Raw genomic sequence first — 19,481 nt, 5'->3', positions numbered from 1 at the left:
TTGCCTCTGAGCGTGGCGTAAGCCAAGGCTACGATAAAAAAAATAAAATTTAAAATCAGCCTATTATTAACACCATTAACTCCACGGGCTATTTTACATAATGGCTATTAACACCATAGAAACCATAACCCCCATTAAAAACCCTTGTTTATTTTGAACACAATCACAGCGGTGACGCCAAGCGTTTCTCTATGATGGCCGGACAAACAATAAGAGGCCAGATTATGAGCACAACCGATGATTCCTACCTCATTGCCAAAGATAAAACCGCCGATATTCCGCTGCGTGAAAGGTGGTGGCACATTCAGGATAATTACAAGATAGGGATTATTCCGCTGCCATTCTTTATGCTGGCTGGCGTGCTGATCCTGTTAGATTGTCTGGAGGGGAAACTGCCCAGTGACATCGTGGTGATGGTGGCGACGTTGGCGTTCTTTGGTTTTGCCTGCGGTGAGTTTGGCAAACGCCTGCCGTTGGTGGGCAAAATGGGGGCGGCTGCCATCTGCGCCACCTTTATTCCTTCCGCGCTGGTGCACTACGGCCTGCTGCCGGACGTAGTGGTTGATGCCACCACCAAATTCTACAAGTCGACCAATATTCTCTATCTCTACATCTGCTGCATCATCGTTGGCAGCATTATGAGTATGAACCGCCAGGTGCTGATCCAGGGCTTCCTGCGCATCTTTGTGCCGATGCTGTGCGGTGAAGTGGCCGGTATGCTGGTCGGAATGGCGGTGGGCATGGCATTGGGGCTGGATCCGTTCCAGATCTTCTTCTTCCTGATCCTGCCGATCATGGCCGGTGGCGTGGGGGAAGGTGCGATCCCATTGTCGATGGGTTATGCCGCCATTTTGCATATGGAACAGGGCGTGGCCTTGGGGCGTATTCTGCCGATTGTGATGCTGGGCAGCCTGACGGCGATCGTGATTGCCGGCCTGCTGAACCAATTGGGTAAACGTTATCCGCACCTGACCGGTGAAGGCACCCTGATGCCGAGTAAGCCGGGCGAGAGCGAGATCGCGGCGACCGAGAAGTTGAGCGGTAATGTGGATGTCGCCACTATCGCCTGCGGTGCGTTGCTGGCCATCCTACTGTATATGGTGGGCATGTTATTGCATCGCATGGTTGGCTTGCCAGCACCGGTCGGTATGCTGTTTGCCGCAGTGGCGGTGAAGCTGGCACATGGCGTTTCGCCACGCATTCAGCAAGGATCGCAGGTGGTGTATAAGTTCTTCCGCACCGCCGTGACTTACCCAATCCTGTTTGCCGTGGGCGTGGCTATCACCCCATGGCAGGAGCTGGTGAATGCTTTCACCGTGCAGAATCTGATTGTTATTGTGGCTACGGTAAGCACGCTGGTGGGTACCGGTTTTCTGGTTGGCAAGAAGATCGGCATGCACCCGATCGACGTAGCCATCGTTTCCTGTTGCCAGAGCGGGCAGGGCGGAACCGGTGATGTGGCGATCCTGACGGCGGGCAATCGCATGTCGCTGATGCCTTTTGCCCAGATCGCGACGCGCATTGGCGGGGCAATCAACGTTTCGCTGTCGTTGCTGGTGTTAGCGCATTTCTTCTGATTAGTGTGTTGCCGACTTGCCCCGCCAGGATGCGGGGCTTTTTTATGCTTGATTACGCCGCGTAAACTCCTGGCTGAACCAGTCAATAAACACCCGCACCCGAGGAGATAACTGGCGGTTGCGCGGGTAAAGGAGCGATACCGGCAAAGGAGGAGAAGGGAACTGGGGCAAGATAGGAACCAGAGTGCCGTTAGCCAGATCGGTGCGCAGATGGTAGCGAGGCACCTGGATAATCCCTAGCCCACGACGTGCCGCTTCAACCAGGCTTTCTGCACCGCTGACCACTACGCTGGCAGGTAATGTCAGCTGCTGTACCTCGCCCTCCACTGCGAATTCCAATGGGAGCAGTGTGCCGGTTTGTGAGGAGCGAAAGCCGACCATACGATGGCCAGCTAGCTGTTGGATAGAAGCAGGTGTACCTAAGCGTTGCAGGTAACCTGGAGCGGCACAGGTGACCTCAGGCAACTCTCCCAACCTGCGCGCCACCATATCGCTGTCTTTGAGTCTGCCCACCCGTACCACGCAGTCGATGCCTTCACGCACCGGATCCACCAGCCGATCCCCTTCGCTCATATGGAATTCAATGTCGGGATACAGCGCCAGAAAATCGCTTAGCCCCGGTAGCAGAAAGTGACGGGCCAATGTGCCGTGCACGTCGACACGTAACATCCCCTGTGGTTTGGCCCCGGCAAAGGCCGTTTCGGCGTCTTCAATCTCCGCCAGAATGCTCAGGCAGCGCTGGTAATAAGCCTCTCCGTCCAGCGTTGGGCTGACGTGCCGCGTAGTTCGTTGCAATAGACGCACATTGAGACGGGATTCCAACTGCTTGATGGCATCGGTGACCGTGGAGCGGGGCAAACCCTGCGCCTGGGCTGCCTGGGTGAAGCTGCGCTGTTCCACCACGCGGGTGAACAGCCGCATCGCATCGATTCTGTCCATCTGATTATTCGCATTTTTCGGATAGTTATGCTGAAGATTAGGGGATTATTCGCGTTGGCGAAAGGTGCATGATGTCAGCACTGAGTTTAGCTGCCCGATAAGGATCGAAAAATGACTAACAACATACAGCAAGTAGCCCTGGTAACTGGAGCATCGCGCGGTATTGGGGCCGCCATTGCCGAACGCCTGGCCGCCGACGGTTTTACCGTGATTATCAACTACGCGGGCAATCAGCAACTGGCAGATGAGCTGGTACGTAACATCGAACAGCGAGGGGGCCGTGCGTTGAGTGCCAAAGCCGATGTCAGCGATCCGCAGGCGGTACGCCAACTGTTTGACCGCGTTGAACAGGCGTTTGGCGGTGTTGATGTGCTGGTGAACAACGCTGGTGTTATCGAGTTGGCTCCGGTGGCCCAGATGAGTGATGCCCAGGTCGATCGCCTGATCGACATCAACCTGAAAGGCACCTTCAATACCCTGCGAGAGGCGGCCAAGCGGCTGCGTGATAATGGCCGCATCATCAACTTTTCCTCCAGTGTGGTAGGGCTGTTGCAGCCGGGCTACGGCATGTATGCCGCCAGCAAAGCGGCGGTAGAGGCCTTGACCAGCGTGTTGGCAAAGGAGCTGCGTGGCCGTGCCATTACCGTGAACGCCATCGCCCCGGGGCCAACGGCCACCGATCTGTTCCTCAATGGTAAATCCCCCGAGCTGATCGAACGGCTGGCGAAAATGGCCCCGCTGGAACGCTTGGGGCAGCCGGTGGATATTGCCGCGACGGTGTCTTTCCTGGCTGGTGCCGACGGTGCCTGGGTCAATGGCCAAACCCTGCGCGCCAATGGTGGAATTATTTGATCCTTAGTGATGAATAAATAGGCAGAGCTATTGAGTAATCGATGGTGGTGTAGCACAATTGAGCTACACCTTTTTTGTCATCGCCGAGGTTTGACCATGTCGACTACTACTATCCGCCTGGCTGAAGAACTTAAAGCTCGCGTTGCGGCCGCTGCAGAGAAAATCGGTGTGAGCTCTCACAGTTTTATTTTGCAGGCAATCACCGAAAAAACACAGCGGGCAGAATTACGCCGTGATTTCGAGGATCAGGCGGAAAAGCGTTATGCCAACATTGTCGCTACCGGGGAGACCATTTCCTGGGACGATATGCGCAGTTATCTGGAAAGCTATGTGGCGGGGGATAGTAAGGCAACTCGCCCAGTAGTTAAAAAGCTGGGGGGACGATGACCAAGATCGAGCTGGCGCCAGAGGTCAGGGACGATATCGAGCGTATTCTCGAGCATTTGGCGCATTATGCGGTGGCAGACTCAGGGTTGCGCATTCAGGAAATCCTCCAGGCGATTTCGGTACTGGAACATAATCCGTTGATTGGCCGACCCCTTGAGTCAGGAACGCGGGAGTTGATTATTGGTCAGCAAACACGAGGGTACTTGGCGCTCTACAAATACGTGCCCGATATTGATACGGCGTTTGTTCTGGCCATCCGTAGCCAGAAAGAGCTAGGTTACCCGTTGTAGGAAAGCGCCTGAGTAATCATCACTCAAAATTCCCAATCTTCATCCTCGGTATTTACCGCTTTACCCATCACGTAGGAAGAGCCGGAGCCGGAGAAGAAATCGTGGTTCTCATCGGCATTGGGCGACAGCGCCGACAGGATTGCCGGATCGACCTGCGCCATTGACGGTGGGAACAGCGCCTCGTAGCCCAGATTCATCAACGCCTTGTTGGCGTTATAGTGCAGGAAGGTTTTGACCTCTTCCGTCCAGCCCACGCCGTCGTAAAGCTCCTCGGTATAACGCACTTCGTTGTCATACAGATCCTGTAGCAAATCGAAGGCAAAATTCTTCACCTGCTGACGGCGGGCCGGGCTGGCCTGTTCCAGGCCTTTTTGGAACTTGTAGCCGATATAGTAGCCATGTACCGCTTCATCGCGAATGATCAGGCGGATCAGATCGGCGGTGTTGGTCAGCTTGGCCCGGCTCGACCAGTACATCGGCAGATAAAAGCCGGAATAGAACAGGAACGACTCCAGAAACACGCTGGCGACCTTCTTCATCAGCGGATCGTCACTGCGGTAGTGCGCCAGAATGATGCTGGCCTTTTTCTGTAGCGTGCTGTTTTCCTCGCTCCAGCGGTAAGCCTCATCGACATCCCGCGTTTGGCACAGGGTAGAAAATATCGAACTGTAGGAGCGGGCGTGTACCGCTTCCATAAAGCTGATGTTGGAATACACCGCCTCTTCGTGTGGCGTGATGGCGTCTTCGATCAGCGCCGGAGCGCCGACGGTATTCTGGATGGTATCCAGCAGCGTCAACCCGGTAAAAACGCGGATGGTAAGCTGCTGTTCTTTGGCGGTCAGCGTGGCCCAGGACGGGATATCATTCGACAGCGGCACCTTTTCCGGCAGCCAGAAGTTGCTGGTCAGGCGGTTCCACACCTCCAGATCCTTATCGTCATCAATCTTGTTCCAGTTGATGGCCTGCACTCGTTGCATTGTCATAATTTCCTCACAGCGCGCAGGACACGCAGCCCTGCACCTCGGTGCCTTCCAACGCCATCTGGCGCAGGCGGATGTAATAAATGGTTTTGATGCCTTTACGCCAGGCATAGATTTGCGCGCGGTTAATATCGCGGGTGGTGGCGGTATCGCGGAAGAACAGCGTCAGCGACAGCCCTTGGTCCACGTGCTGCGTGGCGGCGGCGTAGGTATCGATAATCTTTTCCGGACCAATCTCGTACGCATCCTGGTAATACTCCAGGTTATCGTTGGTCATGTAGGGGGCAGGGTAGTAAACCCGGCCAATTTTGCCCTCTTTGCGGATCTCGATGCGTGAGACGATCGGATGGATGCTGGAGGTCGAATTATTGATGTAGGAAATCGAACCGGTTGGCGGTACCGCCTGTAGATTCTGGTTATACAGCCCATGCATCATCACCGAGGCCCGTAACGCCAGCCACTCCTCACGCCCTGGAATGCTGATATTGGCGTTGGCAAACAGTTCACGCACTCGCGCGGTTTTTGGCTGCCACTCCTGCTCGATGTATTTACCGAAATACTCCCCGCTGGCGTAGGTGGAGTCTTCAAAGCCCCCGAAACTGCTGCCGCGGGCTATCGCCAACTGATTAGAGGCGCGTAGCGCGTGATAGGTCACGGTGTAGAAATAGATATTGGTGAAATCGATCCCTTCGTCCGAGCCGTAGAAGATACGTTCGCGCGCCAGATAGCCGTGCAGGTTCATCTGGCCGAGGCCAATGGCGTGCGAAGCCTGATTACCGGCGGCGATGGACGGCACCGAACCGATATCGCTCATCTCCGCTACCGCCGTCAGCCCGTAGATCGCGGTTTCCACCGCCTTGCCGAAGTCGGGGGCATCCATGACTTTGGCAATGTTCAGCGAGCCGAGGTTGCAGGAGATATCTTTACCGATCTCGGCATAGCTCACATCCTGATGGTAACGGCTGGGGCTGTTGACCTGCAGGATCTCCGAGCACAGGTTGCTCATATTGATGCGCCCGGCGATCGGGTTGCTGCGGTTGACCGTATCTTCAAACATCATGTACGGATAGCCGGATTCGAACTGGATCTCCGCCAGCAGCTGGAAAAACTCGCGCGCGTTGATACGGGATTTGCGGATGCGCTTGTCGTCAACCATCTCACGGTATTTTTCGCTGACGCTAATCTCTGAAAGCGGCACGCCGTACACCTGCTGCACATCGTAAGGCGAGAACAGGTACATCTCTTCGTTGTTCTTGGCCAGCTCGAAGGTGATATCCGGGATCACCACTCCCAGCGACAGAGTCTTGATACGGATCTTTTCGTCGGCGTTTTCCCGCTTGGTATCCAGGAAGCGCAGAATATCGGGGTGATGGGCGTGCAGATACACTGCCCCAGCCCCTTGGCGAGCACCCAGTTGGTTGGCATAGGAGAAGGCATCTTCCAGCATTTTCATTATCGGGATCACGCCGGAAGACTGGTTTTCGATGCGCTTGATTGGCGCACCCACCTCGCGGATATTGCTCAGTAGAAAGGCCACACCGCCGCCGCGTTTGGAGAGTTGCAGCGCCGAATTCACCGCGCGGCCAATCGACTCCATATTGTCTTCGATCCGCAGCAGGAAGCAGGAAACCAGCTCGCCACGCTGCTGTTTACCGCAGTTGAGGAAGGTAGGGGTAGCGGGCTGGAAGCGCCCGGAGATGATCTCCTCCACCAGATCCTGTGCCAGAGCGGTATCGCCAGCCGCCAGCCGCAGCGCCACCATGCAGACCCGATCTTCATAGCGTTCCAGATAGCGTTTGCCATCGAAGGTTTTCAGCGTGTAGCTGGTGTAATACTTGAAGGCACCGAGGAAGGTTTCGAAGCGGAATTTCCTGGCATAGGCCTGCTGGAACAGCTGCTTGATGAAGGCAAACTCATACTGTGCCAGCACCGCGGCCTCGTAATACCCCTCATCCACCAGATAGCGTAATTTCTCCTCCAGGTTATGGAAGAACACGGTGTTCTGGTTCACGTGTTGCAAAAAGTATTGCCTGGCCGCCAGCCGATCTTTATCGAACTGGATACGTCCTTCAGCGTCGTAAAGGTTGAGCATCGCGTTGAGCGAATGGTAATCCAGCGTGCCGCTGGCGGGTCTGGTCAGTTCTGTCGTTGCCAAAATGCGGTGACTCCCTGTTGAACGGTGGCGACGTCTTGTGTGGTGCCGAGCAGCTCAAAACGATAAAGCACCGGTACCTGGCATTTTTTGGCGATGATGTCACCGGCGATGCCATACGCTGCGCCGAAATTGGTATTACCTGCGGCAATCACACCGCGCAGGTAAGCGCGATTTTGCGGATTGTTGAGAAAACGGATCACCTGGATCGGTACGGCACCGACGCTGCTGCCGCCGCCGTAGCTGGGTACGATCAGGATATACGGGTGCTCCATCAGCACTTTTTTACTGCCAGCGATCGGGATGCGTATCGCTGGCAGGGCCAATTTCTCAACGAATCTGTGGGTGTTCTCCGAGCTGCTGGAGAAGTAAACCAGCGGATCCATGGCACACCTCAGGAGGTTAGGGCGTTGGCTAACGCGCCAATCTTGTCCGGACGGAAACCAGACCAGTGATCGTCACCGGCGATAATCACCGGAACCTGCTGATAGCCGAGTGATTTAACGTGGTTCAGCGCCTGCTGATCCTGGGTAAGATCGACCACGCGATAGTCGATCCCTTGTCTATCCAACGCGCGGTAAGTGGCATTGCACTGGACACAATTCGGTTTGGTGTAAATAATAATACTCATGATTCGCATTTACCTTTTATCTGGCAGGAAAGGCGGATAGCTCAGAGAACGGCGCATTACATGGACGTTTCTGACGGTGTCACCAGCCTGGGCGTTTTCCCCTGTGGCGATGAATGAATACTATATGTGGATATTTATTTTATCAACATCACTATATGTGGTGTTTTTCGGTTTTTGATGCGCAGGCCGCGCCGAGGCTGGAAAAGCGCTGGGGAAATATTTTTTGCGGTGGGGATTGAGCAGGCCGGGTTGTCCCGGCCAGTAAAATTACTGCCGCATGCTGACGGCCAGGCGGTTAAAGGCGTTCATAATGCTGATGGCAAAGGTAAGATCGCTGATTTCGGCGTCGCTGAAATGGGCTTTCAGGGCGTCAAAGGCGCTGTCCGGTGCGCCGCTCGCCGCAATCAGGGTGACCGCTTCGGCCCATTCCAACGCGGCACGTTCCGCCTCGCTGAATTCGTGGCTGACGCGCCATCCCGCCAGCGTATCCAGCTTGGCGTTGCTTGCTCCCCCTGCACGCAGCGCTTTACCGTGCATATCCAGGCAGAAGGCACAGCCGTTGATCTGTGAAACGCGCATAAACATCAGCTCGATGAGCGTCTTGTCCAGCGGGCCTTTCTCCAATCCGCCCAAGGCGCTCAGCATGGCTTTATAAGGGGCCGGTGACAGTTCGGCGTACTGCAAACGTTGCTTGATCATGTTCTACCTCGGAGTTGCGACATCACAAATGTATGGCGCTACTTTAGCGGCGATATGGTCTATGCTATAGAGCCATAAAATGATTATTTAACCAGGCCATGATGCGTAGCCCTTTGCCCAGCTCCCCCTCACCCCAACCCAATATACGGTTCGAGCTACATAGCGAACACTTGTGTGGGGAGAGGGGGCTAGCCCGGAGCCGCTGTAGGGTGCCGTTGCCAATCTGTGGCACGCTCGGTCCCCTCTCCCTTTGGGAGAGGGCTAGGGTGAGGGGGGACATCAGGCCATGACACGTCATTTCCTTGCTTCCCTACGGCTGGATCACCAACAGGCCGAGCCGCTCTACCGGCAGATCTATCTGCGGATCAAAGACGCTATCGTGCAGGGCACCCTGGTGGCTAACAGCCGTTTACCTTCGGTGCGGGGCCTGGCCAGCGATCTGGGAGTGGCGCGTGCGACGGTTGAGAATGCCTACGGAGCCCTGATGGCCGAAGGTTTTCTGCAAAGCCGCGGCCAGGCGGGAACCTATGTTTCTGCCCAGTTGCTGAAAGTGCCTGAGCGCCGCGAATCGTCAGCGGTAGCTACTTTGTCGACTCCGGCTCCGTCCGCATTCCAGTCTCATCCCGCAGGACCGATTCAGCCTTTCCAGCTTGGCCTGCCCGCGCTGGATGCCTTCCCACGGGCGCTATGGCAGCGCATCGTTGCCCGGCAACTGCGTGGCACCACGATGGCCGCACTGGCGCATCCTCCCCCCAACGGCCTGCTGGAACTGCGTGAGGCAATCGTGCACTACCTGCACCTTTCCCGTGGCATCGTCTGCCAGCCGGAGCAGGTATTTATCTGCGCGGGTTATCAGGCCTTGTTAGAGCTGGTAATTAACGCGCTGTTGCAGCCGGGAGAGGCCGTGTGGTTAGAAGATCCTGGCTATCCGGTTACTCAGCCGATGTTTAGCGCCGCCGGTATGCAAATTGTCCCGGTGCCGGTGGATAAACAAGGCATGGACATCAGCGCCGGTATGATTGCCCGGCCCAATGCCCGCATGGCGGTGCTGACGCCAACTCACCAAAGCCCGTTAGGAGTCACTCTCAGCCTGGCCCGGCGTATGATGTTGCTGGATTGGGCAACCCGGCAATCGGCATGGATTGTCGAAGACGATTACGACAGCGAATGCCGTTACTACGGAAAACCCTTACCGCCGTTGAAAAGTCTCGATCGCCAGGGGCGCGTGCTGTACGCCGGGACCTTCAGCAAAACCCTGTTTCCGGCGCTGCGCATGGCCTACCTGGTGGTGCCAGCAGAACAGGTGGCGGCTTTTGAGCGCTGTAGCCAGTTACGAGGTTGCGGCTGCCCACCGTTGCTGCAAGCCGGGGTGGCCGATTTTATCAACGGCGGGCATTTCTACCGTCATCTGAAGCGCATGCGGCTGCTGTATCGCCAGAGGAGAGCCTGGCTGGCACAGGCCCTGACACAGCGACTCGCAGACTATTTGACGGTGGCTCCACAGGCTGGCGGTATCCAGATGCTGGTTCATCTGAAAGCAGCGTTCAATGATAGTGAGCTGGCGAAGAAAGCCTGGCAACAGGGGCTGTCAATACAGGCGTTATCGGATTGGCAGATGTCAGCGTCAGCTGAGAATGGCTTACTGCTGGGCTTTGCCAACTTCACCAGTTACCACGAGGCAGAGCGCGCGGTAGCCCGGCTGGCGGCGATTATCGAGCGCTGAAAATAAAGCGGCCCACGGAAAACCGTGGGCCAGACGCACATCTGTTGTTATGGTTACTGCGACTACATGGTTAACGCCGGGCCAGCAAGACGCCGAGCACGATACCTACAGCGGCACCAATACCTACGCCCTGCCAAGGTTTGTCTCGCACATAGCTATCGGCATTGCCAGCTACGTCGCGCGCGTGTTGTGTCAGGCTGCTGGAACCGCTGAAGCGTGCACGGGCATCGCGTAATACGCCTTTCGCCTTACTGTGCAGTTCATGCAGTTCTTCTTTGGTTTTGCTGCTGGAATCACGTAAAACTTCATCCAGCGTATCGGCCAGCAGGTTCACGTCCTGATCGATGTCTCGTTCTACTTTATCGGTCTTCTTAAACATTCGACTCTCCGTTGCGACACATGTCCTTTAAGTGTAGACCACTTTGGGAAATGTGCTGGCGATCACGTTAATCAATTGCTATCCCCGCGAAAAACTAGGTATTTTTTGGGCTAAATCCCGGCCTGAGGCCCTGGCTACGGGCGCTGTACATTTGGTTACTCAGCGAAACCAATCACTCACGGAAGCGGGTGATTGATTCCTCTATTATCTCCTCAACGGCCCAACCGGGCTTACCGAAAAACACAATCCGAGGGTTTAAAGATGAAGAAAGTATTAGCGCTGATCGTTGCTGCCACCATGGGCCTGTCTTCTGTTGCTTTCGCTGCTGATACTGCGGCTGCACCGGCACCCACTGCGGCTCCTACTACTGCGGCTCCTGCGGCTGAGAAAGCACCAGCTAAAGCGACTCACCACAAGAAAGAGCATAAAAAAGCGACCAAAAAAGCCCCAGAGCAGAAAGCTCAGGCCGCTAAAAAGCACAGCAAAAAAGCGCCAGTAGCTCAAAAAGCCCAGGCTGCTAAAAAGCATCATAAAGCCGCCACCAAACCAGCCCAAAAAGCTCAGGCAGCGAAAAAGCACCACAAAGCCGCAGCAACCAAAGCGCCAGTAGCTCAGAAAGCTCAGGCGGCTAAAAAGCATCACAAAGCAGCAACCAAACCTGCTCAGAAAGCCCAGGCTGCTAAAAAACACCACAAATCAAGCAAAAAAGCCGCTGCTCCAGCTGCTAAATAAGTGAAGATTGCGTAGCCGTCAGGCTCGCGCATCATCCGCTGAATACTCTGACACCCGGACTTCCGGGTGTCTTTTTTTTGGGGCTATATCATGTTCAATCGCTACCTGTTTGAAGTGATCTTCAGTGCCGTGACGCTATGTGGGCTGGTCGTCGCCTGGGAACTGTTCCTGGCCAGCAGCTTCCTGTAATTATTGCGTGATAGGCGTTTCGTGCAGGTGCAGCCAGCGAGATCCTGCGGCAGTCTGGGTAAACACCACGGTAGAATAACGCAGGGTTGCCGGTTGGCCTGGCAGCGTTTGCTTCTCGCGATAGTTGACTACGGCACCCGTCGCCCATTCTGCGACCATCGTCATTTCCTCGATCACAATCTCCAGCCCCGGCTTGGCTGACCGCTGCGCCTGGAAAAATGCCCCCAGTTCTTCAAACCCCAGCTTGCTGCCATTTAGGGCAATCATGCAAAAATCATCCTGAAAGCGCCCCAGCAGCGCCTGTGGTTCCCCGGTCCCCTTGCCCAGCCAGTTGGCGATAGCGACATGGGCATCAATCACTTCGGTAAAATAACGATTCATCAGGCTTCCTGTTTGGCGTTGAGATGGCGCACGATCGTGCGGTTGGCAATACGCAGGCAGAGCAGCATCGGGATCAGCGTACTGGCTGCGGCAAGATAAAAACAGTAACGATAGGCCAAGAGTGGCTCGTTATGGCTGAGCAACAGATTGAGCAACAGGCTGAGCAAGGTTACGCCAAAGCAAAAGCTCAGTTGGCGGTTGATATTCCATAAGGCGCTGGCATCGGCCAACCTGGTGTCGGCAACGGTGAGAAAGGCACAGCTCTGTGCCGTACTGCTACACAGGCTGCCTCCCAATCCCATCAGGGCAAAAGCGAAGATTTGCCAGCTATGCTGCCCGGCATCAACGATCTGCGATAAGGCCAGCATTCCCAATCCTTGCAAAGCACAGCCGGCAATAAACAGCGGGCGCGGGCCACAGCGGTTGAAAACCTTGCCGGTCAGGGTGATGGCGGCAAAAGAAGCCAGTGACCAGGGAACCATCAATCCACCAACCTGAGTAGCCGACATACCCAGCTGGTTTTGCAGATACAGCATGGTCACCAGGCTGACGCCGATGAACAGGCCAGGAATACATTGGTAAACGATCATGGCGACCCGTAATTGCGCATCCTGCATCAGCCGCAGATCCAGCAGCGGGTGCGGATGGCGCAGGCTGTGCCGCAGATAGTGAGCAAACACCAACAACCCGCCGAGCAGCAGGGTTGCTCCCTGCAACAGTGATTGGGGTTCGCTCAAACGGGTCAGGCCCAGCAGGATCAGGGTGAGTGCCAGGCAAGCGCTGAACAGCCCGACAACGTCCAGCCGCTTGATTACGTTGGTTGAAGGTTCGTTACGTAGCCAGCAAATAGCCAGCAGCAGAGCCAACGCCGCCAGCGGCAGATTGCTGAAAAACACCCAGCGCCAGTTGAAGTGATCGACGATCAAGCCGCCCAGTGCCGGGGATAATGCCGGAGCAAGCAGCCCCACCAGCATGATAGCGGCAGAAAGCCCGGCGCGTTCATGGCTGCGAAACAGCTGATAGGTGAGCGTTTGACCTATCGGGATCAGCAACCCTCCGCCCATTCCTTGGATCACCCGCCAGCCGATCAGGGCTTCGATAGAGCCTGCGCTGCCTGCCGCCGTGGTTGCCAGCATAAACAGCACCAATGACAGCAGAAACACTTGCCGTCCGCCAATACGCTGTGCCAGCCAGGCACTGAGCGGGATCACCAGCGTCAGGCCAAGCAGATAACCGTTGCTGACCCAGGCCAGTTGACTGATGTTCGCCTGCAAGGCGTGGCCGATCGCCGGGTAGGCCACGTTGGCGATAAACATGTTGATCAGGTCGACAAAGAAGCCGAGCAAATAGACGATTGCTACTTTAGTGCGATAAGCCATGAAGCCTCCGGTTGAAGGCGTGCAGTGTAGCGGGCAGCAAAGGGCTGATAAATCGGCGCTGAGCGATTACACTGTCAAAAATATTTTGACAGTTGGCGAGTAGGCAATGTTGAATTTAGCTAGATTGGCGATGTTTATCGCGGTGGTCGATAGCGGCAGCTTCACCGCCGCGGCAGAGGCGTTAGGGCAAACCAAAGCGGTAGTCAGTTTTAATATCAAGCAGTTGGAAAATGAGCTAGGCGTCTCGCTGTTGGTGCGCAGTACGCGGCGGCTGTCACTCACCGATGCTGGAGAGCGTTTTTATCCGCGCTGCCAACGGTTGTTGCAAGATGCGGAATACCTGCTCGACGACGTGCGCCGCGATCATCATGGCTTGAGTGGCGTTCTGCGTATCACCAGTACGCCGGAATATGGAACTCAGGTGGTGGTGCCTGCGTTGGCTGCTTTTGCACAGCTGCACCCGCGCTTACGTATTCAGCATGTTTCTTCCTCCTACCATGCGGATCTGATTTCCGAGCGGTTTGACGTGGCTATCCGCCTGGGGCATCTGGCGGATTCCAACCATCATGCGGCGCTCATCGACAACTTCAAAATTGTGCCGGTGGCGGCTCCGGCCTATCTGACTGGCCAGCCGATTTCGTCATTGCCTCAACTGGCTCAGGCCAGTTGGTTGGCCCACAGCCGTCTCGCTTCGCCGCTGAGTTGGCAAGTGCTTACCCCTGAACGGCAGGCGGTATTGTTCAAGGTGGAAGGCGACGCCAGGCTAATGGCCGATAGCGCTACAGCGTTGCTGACTTTCGCCTTACAGGGGGCCGGTGTGGCGCTGTTGCCGGCATGGCTGGTACGGCCCGTTATTGCTAACGGGCAATTGTGTCACCTGCTGCCGGATCACCAGTTCCCGGCCCAGAGCATCTATGCGCTCTATCCCAATACACGCCATGTGCCGGAGAAGGTACGGGGGTTTATTGATTTCCTGCGGGCGCGGGTAGCCACGGCTGAATAAAGGCCAGCACAGCCGCGATGGCCTGCCGGTGGGCGCGTTCACGCTCGGCAGGTGCAGATCCACAGATAAAGGCTTCCCCTTCCTCCGCTAATATCTCTGTGGCGGCGGGGGTACAAAGTTGTAGGAAATCGAAGTGATTACTGCCCGGCAATACGATGGCCTTGATCGGCTGCTGCCCACTATAGGTTGCCAGCGATTCAGCCCCCAGAGTTTCGGGATCGTTGCCCGGCATAAAGTGCTGTGCGGCGATGATCAGCAACGGCGCACTGATTTTCCGCAGGCTGGCCGGTTGCAGATAAGGCACCATACCTGGGTCCAGGGCGATGGCAAAGCGGATGCGGGCATCGGTATAATTGGCATCAAACGCCGAGGCAGAGAGACTCTCTTTGTTCACACCGGCATAAAACAGGCAGTTAGGAGAGCGGGGTTGGCGTTGGCAACCGGCGATGAAATCCTTTAACGCCACCTGACCGCCAATCACGGAGATGGCGCTGTAGCCACCTTTGGAATGACCCGCCACGCCAATGGCCTGCGGGTTGATGCGCGGCTGCCAGGTGTTGTCCTTGAGCATCGCATCGATCAGTGCCGAGATATCGCGCGTTTGCTGCCACAGTTCGATTGATTTTACCGGGATGGAATCACCGCTGGTGCTGCCCGGATGATTGGCTGCGATCACAATCATCCCTTGTTGCGCTAATGCGCTCGCCAGCCAGGCTTGGCTGCTGTTGTTGCCTCCGCTGCCATGGCTGATAATCAGCAGTGGAAAATGCCCGGTGGCGGGTGGGGCGTCCGGCAGCGCTGAGGTACCTGCAAATACCGGCCTGCCACCGACCTGTTGCGGCTGGCCTTGGGCGCTAGTGGGATAATAGATGCGGCTGACCAAGGGGCGATCGCCGTTATAAAACGTTTGCAGACGGCTGGCAACCTGCCAGGGGGCCGCCGTGGCGACACTGCTAAACAGCAGGCACAGGATCCAAAACTTTTTCATCATTGCTCCTTAAAAGGCAAAACCAGACCCTCGCATCGGCGTTCTCTTTGCGCGACCTCGATCGCGATCTAGGTCGTTAAGCAATTGTTTTAGCTGACTATGCTCTCTACACTGGGGCGTTGCCGATTAATCACCGAGGTTTCATGCCGCTTATCCCGCTGTCTTTTCTGTTCAGTCTGTTGTGCCTGGCGTTGATTGTACGTCTTGGTTGGCCGCAGCCGCGCCGTTGGTTGTTACAGCTGTTGCTGTTGATCTGCGCCTGGCAAAGCCTGCTGGTGGGGATCCGCTTTGGCTATCAGCAAACTTGGGTGGCCACGCTGCAACCTTTGGGAGCGGCTTTGATCCCACCGCTGTGTTATCTGGTACTGATGTTGCACGCACGTGGGCCGATGGGTTGGCGCATCGTTGGGCATCTGGCGTTGCCGCTGTTGGTGATCTTGGCGCAGTGGCAAGCGTTGATCGCCTTGGATGGGCTGATCATTATCGGCTATTTGGGCTACGGCGCGGCTATCTTGCTATACCTGCGGCGCGGTGAGAATGCCTTACAGCAGGTACCGCTGGCGGAGAGTTGGTTGAGTTATCGCTTATGGTGCGGTTTAGGTGCCCTGTTGATCGTCTGTGGTTTTAGCGAACTGGCGATCGATCTGGATTATGTGCTGTTTGCCGGGAGCCATGCTGGTGCTCTGGCAGCCTTTGGCAATGTGATGGTGGTGGTGGGAGTCGGATTGGTACTTGGCCGTGATCGCCAACAGCCTGAACCAGAGGAACTGCCCCAGCCAGCTATTGCTTCAGAGGCCGTAACCGAGGATGACGAACACTGCTTTGAGCGGATTAACCAACGGCTGCGGCAAGACGATCTCTATCTGGAACCGGCGCTGAATCTGGCCCGGTTAGCGCGCAAGGTGGGCATACCCGCACGTAAAGTTTCTCAGGCGATCAACCAGCAGGCGGGGATGAACGTATCCCAATACGTCAACCAGTTACGCATTCAGCAAGCGGCCCTGATGCTGAGCAACAGCGATCGTCCGGTGACCGAGGTTATGCTGGAGGCCGGTTTTAGCACCAAGTCCAACTTTAACCGTGAGTTTTTGCGGGTTCAGGGGATGAGCCCCAGTGAATGGCGTAAACGGCAGTTGGGAGACCTATAGCCACAGATTATTCCTAAACCAGAATCCATACGGATAAATTAATTGTTTCATCTCCTGATTGCGGTAAGGTCGCTTGGCTATCCAGAACTGAGAGGAGAAATCGATGTATTTACGGCCGGATGAAGTGGCTAAGGTGTTAGAGAGTACCGGTTTTGAGCGTGATTATGTCACCGATCAGGCCTACGGCTTTCGCAAGGGCGAGCATTATGTCTATGTGAATCGCGAAGCGCGGATGGGCAGAATGGCGCTGGTGATCCACCCGGCGCTAAAAGAGAAGAGTATCCATTTTGCCACCCCCACCTCGGCGGTGCGCACCAGCGAGCAATATCTTGAGTTCCCGCTGGATTTAAGCGGCGACACGCCCAACGCGCGTTACGGTATTCCTCATGGTTTCAGCTCCCGCGATGCGCTCTCGCGCTATCTTTACAGCATGTACATGTAAACTCTCCCCCGTTGCCGGGGGAAAGCTTCACCAGTTTGTCAGCGCTTCCCGGTTATAGCGTTCGTTATAGGCACGACGGAACTGCGCCAGCTCAAACGCATCCAGATCCAGCTCGGCAAAGTAAAACAGTGCCGCTTCGGTATGCTCGGCATGCAGCTCCGGCGACAGCCCGGCGCGTATCAGCGTTTCCCGCCACAGGCCAATCTGCTCATCATCCGCCTGTTTGACAAACGTCAGGTAGATAAACAGCAAATAGGCAGCCTGATGCATCTCTTCGGTGTAGCCGTTGTTCAACATGCGGATAAAGCTTTGGCTATGGCGGTTGCCCATCTCTTGCAGCATGGACTCCACCAGCATTGGCTTTATTTTCAGCAAATGCGCCAGTGAATCTATCGCCTTGCGGGTGTCTGAAGTCAGGACACGATAACCAATAATGAAAACTACGATCAGGGCGGCGATGATGATCCACGTCATGTCAGTTTTTACCGTCTTGGTGCGCAGCTTACGCGCCCGAAATTGTCAGTGTTGCTCGCCGCTGAAATTGTCTGCGGCCCGTTGTTGATTATGGACATGGCGATTAAAGGTGGCGGCATCTTGTGCCAGCGCATCCAGATGCGCGCCCAACATCTTGATCTGCTTGACCAGGGCATGCTGTTCCGGCACTGAACTGGCGGTGCTCAGTTTGTTTAACAGCTGTTGATTCTGCATGCGCAGGGTGGTTTCACGCCGTTGCGCTTCGGCTAACTGCTGTTGCAGGGCCTGATAACCTTGCTGCCATTCCCGGTGCTGCTTTTCGAAGCTGGCTTGTAACTCATTCATTGCATTCTGAAACTGGATTTCCAGCTCGCGCATAGTCATGGGTTGGATCCTCTGCGGCACTCAATAATGGCCTGCAGTATAGCGAAAACCGTTCATAACCTCACCCGTTGCCGCGAATTCCTCTCTTGCAACCTCGGCAAGGCGTCATACAATCAACACATTCTCCGCAATAGAAGATCCCCCGTTTCGTCAAATCTCCCGAGAGTGGTACGCAATGAGTAACGAAGAGAAAGATGTTTTTGAACAGGCGATGGCCGATGTCCAGCCGTTATCCAAGGGGCAAGCCACTCTGTACCTCAAGCAGCAGGATACCGTCGATAAACGTGCGCGTCGGGAAGCTCAGGCGTTGCAGTTTGAGAATTTCCTCAGCACCGGCTTTCTGGACATCATTCCCTGCGATACGCCGTTGGAATATAAGGGCGAAGGCATTCAGCAGGGCGTGCTGGACAAGCTGCGCCACGGGCATTATCCACCACACGTCAGCCTCAATCTGCTGCGCCAGCCGGTGGAGAACTGCCGCCAGGCGCTGTTCCGCTTTATCATCCAGGCGGAGAAAGACAGCCTGCGCTCGTTGCTGATCGTGCATGGCCGCGGGCGTACGGATCAAAGTCATCCGAATATCATCCGCAGCTATCTGGCCAAATGGTTGGGGCAGTTTGAACAGGTGCAGGCATTTTGCCGGGCATTGCCGCGCGATGGTGGAGAGGGGGCGTGCTACGTAACCTTGCGTAAGTCTGCACAGGCCAAGGCCGATAACTTCGAACGCCACGCCAAACACAGCCGTTAAGCCGCATCTCCGGCAGCATCGCTGATCAAATGATTGAGGAAGCGTTGCAGGACATCCGAAGGAAAATCGTTCTTGCGCCAGAACACCCCGACGCTGCCTTTCTGCTCGAGACGGGGGAGCGGCAGAATAGTGAGCTGGCCCTGAGCGGCATAGCGAGCGGCCAGCCGCCATGACAGAATGGAAATCATCTCGCTGCTCTGAGTCATGCCTAAAGTCACACTCATTGATGCCGACTCAATATGATCGCTGGGCAACATCACACCCTGTTCCACCAGCGCGTTATCGATACTGACGCGGATCGGCGTACCGCTTGGCCAGACGATCCAGCGATAGGCCATCAGTTCCTCCCAGGCAATGCTGCTGCGGCTGGCCAGCGGGTGCTGCGTGCGCGCGACGAAACATACCGGTTCGGTATACAGCACGCGGTAATTGAGCGGCAGTTGCAGGGCGTGACCGCCAATGCGGCCAACCACCACATCGATCTTGCCCGACAGCAGGTTTTGCAGCAGTGGCGTCATCACGTTTTCCACGATTTGCAGGTGCACGCTGGGGTAATCATCGACCACCGCCAGAATCGCTTGGGTTACGCAGTCGGTCGCTACCGGTGAGCAGCCGATCAGCAGGCTACCCTGGCCCCCCTGTTTGAAACGGATGATGTCTTCACGCGAGCGATCGAGATCGTTAAGGATACGCCGCGCGTGCTCCAGCAGCAGTTTGCCGCCTTCGGAAGGCCGTAGCCCTTTGCTGTGGCGTTCAAACAACGTGATACCCACATCTTCCTCCAAGGCTGACAGCCACTTCGACAGCGCAGGCTGCGTGATATTCATCATCTTGGCCACCTGAGTCAGGTTGCCTTGCTCACCGAGACACATCAGCAGGCGCAGATGATGGATTTTGAGGCGCTGAGTCCAGTCTGCCATTTGTCATAACCTCCAGGTTATCGCCAGGGCGGAAATGCCATTATCTTTTCACATTAGCCTCCCACATAGTATTAACAAGTTAGC

At 55.8% G+C, this 19,481-nt stretch carries 24 protein-coding genes; 11 read left to right on the top strand and 13 right to left on the bottom strand.

The annotated features are described in order from the left end of the window. The first annotated feature begins 224 nt into the window (after window positions 1-224). Window positions 225-1,577: a 2-hydroxycarboxylate transporter family protein gene (locus tag ACRDCA_RS28340; protein WP_438692474.1), complete on the top strand. Its 1,353-nt coding sequence runs from the start codon at window positions 225-227 to the stop codon at window positions 1,575-1,577. A gap of 42 nt (window positions 1,578-1,619) precedes the next feature. On the opposite strand, the gene ACRDCA_RS28335 is transcribed toward ACRDCA_RS28340, so the two are convergent. Next, window positions 1,620-2,516, bottom strand: a complete 897-nt coding sequence (locus ACRDCA_RS28335) for a LysR family transcriptional regulator (protein ID WP_438692473.1) — start codon at window positions 2,514-2,516, stop codon at window positions 1,620-1,622. A 111-nt stretch (window positions 2,517-2,627) separates the two neighbouring features. Here ACRDCA_RS28335 and ACRDCA_RS28330 point away from each other — a divergent pair, with 111 nt between their 5' ends. The 3 genes from ACRDCA_RS28330 (at window position 2,628) to ACRDCA_RS28320 (ending at window position 4,045) form a co-directional block, all read left to right on the top strand. Continuing rightward, window positions 2,628-3,368: an SDR family oxidoreductase gene (locus tag ACRDCA_RS28330; RefSeq protein ID WP_438692472.1), complete on the top strand. Its 741-nt coding sequence runs from the start codon at window positions 2,628-2,630 to the stop codon at window positions 3,366-3,368. 96 nt (window positions 3,369-3,464) lie between these two features. Beyond that, on the top strand, window positions 3,465-3,755 hold the full coding sequence (locus ACRDCA_RS28325; protein ID WP_438692471.1) for a CopG family ribbon-helix-helix protein: 291 nt from the start codon (window positions 3,465-3,467) through the stop codon (window positions 3,753-3,755). Continuing rightward, a complete protein-coding gene (locus ACRDCA_RS28320) occupies window positions 3,752-4,045 on the top strand; it encodes a type II toxin-antitoxin system RelE/ParE family toxin (RefSeq protein ID WP_438692470.1) in 294 nt (97 codons plus the stop codon). Before ACRDCA_RS28325 ends, ACRDCA_RS28320 begins: the two co-directional genes overlap by 4 nt. A gap of 23 nt (window positions 4,046-4,068) precedes the next feature. Here the strand turns inward: ACRDCA_RS28320 and nrdF are convergent, their stop codons facing one another. The 5 genes from nrdF to ACRDCA_RS28295 all read right to left on the bottom strand — a co-directional run bounded on the left by nrdF (window position 4,069) and on the right by ACRDCA_RS28295 (window position 8,507). Beyond that, window positions 4,069-5,028 carry a class 1b ribonucleoside-diphosphate reductase subunit beta gene (nrdF, locus tag ACRDCA_RS28315; RefSeq protein WP_438692469.1) on the bottom strand — a complete coding sequence of 320 codons (960 nt, stop codon included), beginning with the start codon at window positions 5,026-5,028 and terminating at the stop codon, window positions 4,069-4,071. Between the two features lie 7 nt (window positions 5,029-5,035). Continuing rightward, on the bottom strand, window positions 5,036-7,180 hold the full coding sequence (nrdE, locus tag ACRDCA_RS28310; protein WP_438692468.1) for a class 1b ribonucleoside-diphosphate reductase subunit alpha: 2,145 nt from the start codon (window positions 7,178-7,180) through the stop codon (window positions 5,036-5,038). Continuing rightward, window positions 7,162-7,563 (bottom strand): class Ib ribonucleoside-diphosphate reductase assembly flavoprotein NrdI, encoded by a 402-nt coding sequence (gene nrdI, locus ACRDCA_RS28305; RefSeq protein ID WP_438692467.1) that lies wholly within the window; start codon window positions 7,561-7,563, stop codon window positions 7,162-7,164. The genes nrdE and nrdI overlap by 19 nt, the downstream gene beginning before the upstream one ends. A gap of 8 nt (window positions 7,564-7,571) precedes the next feature. Next, the gene (gene nrdH / locus ACRDCA_RS28300) at window positions 7,572-7,808 is read right to left on the bottom strand and encodes a glutaredoxin-like protein NrdH (protein WP_438692466.1); all 237 of its coding nucleotides are present in this window, start codon (window positions 7,806-7,808) and stop codon (window positions 7,572-7,574) included. Window positions 7,809-8,075: 267 nt separating this feature from the next. Continuing rightward, a complete protein-coding gene (locus ACRDCA_RS28295; RefSeq protein WP_438692465.1) occupies window positions 8,076-8,507 on the bottom strand; it encodes a carboxymuconolactone decarboxylase family protein in 432 nt (143 codons plus the stop codon). Window positions 8,508-8,793: 286 nt separating this feature from the next. Here ACRDCA_RS28295 and ACRDCA_RS28290 point away from each other — a divergent pair, with 286 nt between their 5' ends. Beyond that, window positions 8,794-10,230: a PLP-dependent aminotransferase family protein gene (locus ACRDCA_RS28290; RefSeq protein ID WP_438692464.1), complete on the top strand. Its 1,437-nt coding sequence runs from the start codon at window positions 8,794-8,796 to the stop codon at window positions 10,228-10,230. A 70-nt stretch (window positions 10,231-10,300) separates the two neighbouring features. On the opposite strand, the gene ACRDCA_RS28285 is transcribed toward ACRDCA_RS28290, so the two are convergent. Then, window positions 10,301-10,609 carry a DUF883 family protein gene (locus ACRDCA_RS28285; protein WP_438692463.1) on the bottom strand — a complete coding sequence of 103 codons (309 nt, stop codon included), beginning with the start codon at window positions 10,607-10,609 and terminating at the stop codon, window positions 10,301-10,303. A gap of 261 nt (window positions 10,610-10,870) precedes the next feature. On the opposite strand from ACRDCA_RS28285, the gene asr reads away from it, so the two are divergent. Further along, window positions 10,871-11,341: an acid resistance repetitive basic protein Asr gene (gene asr, locus ACRDCA_RS28280; RefSeq protein ID WP_438692462.1), complete on the top strand. Its 471-nt coding sequence runs from the start codon at window positions 10,871-10,873 to the stop codon at window positions 11,339-11,341. Window positions 11,342-11,407: 66 nt separating this feature from the next. Continuing rightward, window positions 11,408-11,530 (top strand): hypothetical protein, encoded by a 123-nt coding sequence (locus tag ACRDCA_RS28275; RefSeq protein WP_438692527.1) that lies wholly within the window; start codon window positions 11,408-11,410, stop codon window positions 11,528-11,530. Here the strand turns inward: ACRDCA_RS28275 and ACRDCA_RS28270 are convergent, their stop codons facing one another. Beyond that, window positions 11,531-11,911 (bottom strand): DUF4440 domain-containing protein, encoded by a 381-nt coding sequence (locus ACRDCA_RS28270; RefSeq protein WP_438692461.1) that lies wholly within the window; start codon window positions 11,909-11,911, stop codon window positions 11,531-11,533. Continuing rightward, window positions 11,911-13,290, bottom strand: a complete 1,380-nt coding sequence (locus ACRDCA_RS28265) for an MFS transporter (RefSeq protein WP_438692460.1) — start codon at window positions 13,288-13,290, stop codon at window positions 11,911-11,913. Before ACRDCA_RS28265 ends, ACRDCA_RS28270 begins: the two co-directional genes overlap by 1 nt. A 106-nt stretch (window positions 13,291-13,396) precedes the next feature. Between ACRDCA_RS28265 and ACRDCA_RS28260 the strand changes: the two genes are divergently transcribed. After that, window positions 13,397-14,293: a LysR family transcriptional regulator gene (locus ACRDCA_RS28260; protein WP_438692459.1), complete on the top strand. Its 897-nt coding sequence runs from the start codon at window positions 13,397-13,399 to the stop codon at window positions 14,291-14,293. Here the strand turns inward: ACRDCA_RS28260 and ACRDCA_RS28255 are convergent. Then, window positions 14,253-15,281 (bottom strand): alpha/beta hydrolase family protein, encoded by a 1,029-nt coding sequence (locus tag ACRDCA_RS28255; protein ID WP_438692458.1) that lies wholly within the window; start codon window positions 15,279-15,281, stop codon window positions 14,253-14,255. The genes ACRDCA_RS28260 and ACRDCA_RS28255 overlap by 41 nt on opposite strands. A gap of 143 nt (window positions 15,282-15,424) precedes the next feature. On the opposite strand from ACRDCA_RS28255, the gene ACRDCA_RS28250 reads away from it, so the two are divergent. Then, on the top strand, window positions 15,425-16,429 hold the full coding sequence (locus ACRDCA_RS28250) for a helix-turn-helix domain-containing protein (protein ID WP_438692457.1): 1,005 nt from the start codon (window positions 15,425-15,427) through the stop codon (window positions 16,427-16,429). A gap of 103 nt (window positions 16,430-16,532) precedes the next feature. Continuing rightward, window positions 16,533-16,871, top strand: a complete 339-nt coding sequence (locus ACRDCA_RS28245; protein WP_438692456.1) for a DUF2002 family protein — start codon at window positions 16,533-16,535, stop codon at window positions 16,869-16,871. Between the two features lie 27 nt (window positions 16,872-16,898). On the opposite strand, the gene ACRDCA_RS28240 is transcribed toward ACRDCA_RS28245, so the two are convergent. Together ACRDCA_RS28240 and ACRDCA_RS28235 are read right to left on the bottom strand one after the other, a co-directional pair. Continuing rightward, the gene (locus tag ACRDCA_RS28240; RefSeq protein ID WP_438692455.1) at window positions 16,899-17,345 is read right to left on the bottom strand and encodes a DUF1198 family protein; all 447 of its coding nucleotides are present in this window, start codon (window positions 17,343-17,345) and stop codon (window positions 16,899-16,901) included. Between the two features lie 45 nt (window positions 17,346-17,390). After that, window positions 17,391-17,729 (bottom strand): MbeD/MobD family mobilization/exclusion protein, encoded by a 339-nt coding sequence (locus ACRDCA_RS28235; protein WP_438692454.1) that lies wholly within the window; start codon window positions 17,727-17,729, stop codon window positions 17,391-17,393. A gap of 175 nt (window positions 17,730-17,904) precedes the next feature. On the opposite strand from ACRDCA_RS28235, the gene smrA reads away from it, so the two are divergent. Then, complete coding sequence (smrA, locus tag ACRDCA_RS28230) at window positions 17,905-18,477, top strand: DNA endonuclease SmrA (RefSeq protein WP_438692453.1); 573 nt, start codon at window positions 17,905-17,907, stop codon at window positions 18,475-18,477. Here the strand turns inward: smrA and ACRDCA_RS28225 are convergent. Then, window positions 18,474-19,397: a LysR family transcriptional regulator gene (locus tag ACRDCA_RS28225; protein WP_438692452.1), complete on the bottom strand. Its 924-nt coding sequence runs from the start codon at window positions 19,395-19,397 to the stop codon at window positions 18,474-18,476. The two genes, smrA and ACRDCA_RS28225, sit on opposite strands and share 4 nt — an antisense overlap. Between the last annotated feature and the right edge of the window lie 84 nt (window positions 19,398-19,481).

This window comes from Serratia sp. (in: enterobacteria) (assembly GCF_051654945.1).
GTDB lineage: Bacteria > Pseudomonadota > Gammaproteobacteria > Enterobacterales > Enterobacteriaceae > Chania.
Note: the sequence above shows the minus strand (reverse complement) of the source record. Positions and strands in the feature narration are given on the sequence as shown.

Coding starts and splice junctions, on each gene's coding strand:
- ACRDCA_RS28340 (WP_438692474.1), top strand. CDS start 225: ATGAGCACAACCGATGATTCCTACCTCATTGCCAAAGATAAAACCGCC.
- ACRDCA_RS28335 (WP_438692473.1), bottom strand. CDS start 2,516: ATGGACAGAATCGATGCGATGCGGCTGTTCACCCGCGTGGTGGAACAG.
- ACRDCA_RS28330 (WP_438692472.1), top strand. CDS start 2,628: ATGACTAACAACATACAGCAAGTAGCCCTGGTAACTGGAGCATCGCGC.
- ACRDCA_RS28325 (WP_438692471.1), top strand. CDS start 3,465: ATGTCGACTACTACTATCCGCCTGGCTGAAGAACTTAAAGCTCGCGTT.
- ACRDCA_RS28320 (WP_438692470.1), top strand. CDS start 3,752: ATGACCAAGATCGAGCTGGCGCCAGAGGTCAGGGACGATATCGAGCGT.
- nrdF (WP_438692469.1), bottom strand. CDS start 5,028: ATGACAATGCAACGAGTGCAGGCCATCAACTGGAACAAGATTGATGAC.
- nrdI (WP_438692467.1), bottom strand. CDS start 7,563: ATGGATCCGCTGGTTTACTTCTCCAGCAGCTCGGAGAACACCCACAGA.
- nrdH (WP_438692466.1), bottom strand. CDS start 7,808: ATGAGTATTATTATTTACACCAAACCGAATTGTGTCCAGTGCAATGCC.
- ACRDCA_RS28295 (WP_438692465.1), bottom strand. CDS start 8,507: ATGATCAAGCAACGTTTGCAGTACGCCGAACTGTCACCGGCCCCTTAT.
- ACRDCA_RS28290 (WP_438692464.1), top strand. CDS start 8,794: ATGACACGTCATTTCCTTGCTTCCCTACGGCTGGATCACCAACAGGCC.
- ACRDCA_RS28285 (WP_438692463.1), bottom strand. CDS start 10,609: ATGTTTAAGAAGACCGATAAAGTAGAACGAGACATCGATCAGGACGTG.
- asr (WP_438692462.1), top strand. CDS start 10,871: ATGAAGAAAGTATTAGCGCTGATCGTTGCTGCCACCATGGGCCTGTCT.
- ACRDCA_RS28270 (WP_438692461.1), bottom strand. CDS start 11,911: ATGAATCGTTATTTTACCGAAGTGATTGATGCCCATGTCGCTATCGCC.
- ACRDCA_RS28265 (WP_438692460.1), bottom strand. CDS start 13,290: ATGGCTTATCGCACTAAAGTAGCAATCGTCTATTTGCTCGGCTTCTTT.
- ACRDCA_RS28260 (WP_438692459.1), top strand. CDS start 13,397: ATGTTGAATTTAGCTAGATTGGCGATGTTTATCGCGGTGGTCGATAGC.
- ACRDCA_RS28255 (WP_438692458.1), bottom strand. CDS start 15,281: ATGAAAAAGTTTTGGATCCTGTGCCTGCTGTTTAGCAGTGTCGCCACG.
- ACRDCA_RS28250 (WP_438692457.1), top strand. CDS start 15,425: ATGCCGCTTATCCCGCTGTCTTTTCTGTTCAGTCTGTTGTGCCTGGCG.
- ACRDCA_RS28245 (WP_438692456.1), top strand. CDS start 16,533: ATGTATTTACGGCCGGATGAAGTGGCTAAGGTGTTAGAGAGTACCGGT.
- ACRDCA_RS28240 (WP_438692455.1), bottom strand. CDS start 17,345: ATGACGTGGATCATCATCGCCGCCCTGATCGTAGTTTTCATTATTGGT.
- ACRDCA_RS28235 (WP_438692454.1), bottom strand. CDS start 17,729: ATGACTATGCGCGAGCTGGAAATCCAGTTTCAGAATGCAATGAATGAG.
- smrA (WP_438692453.1), top strand. CDS start 17,905: ATGAGTAACGAAGAGAAAGATGTTTTTGAACAGGCGATGGCCGATGTC.
- ACRDCA_RS28225 (WP_438692452.1), bottom strand. CDS start 19,397: ATGGCAGACTGGACTCAGCGCCTCAAAATCCATCATCTGCGCCTGCTG.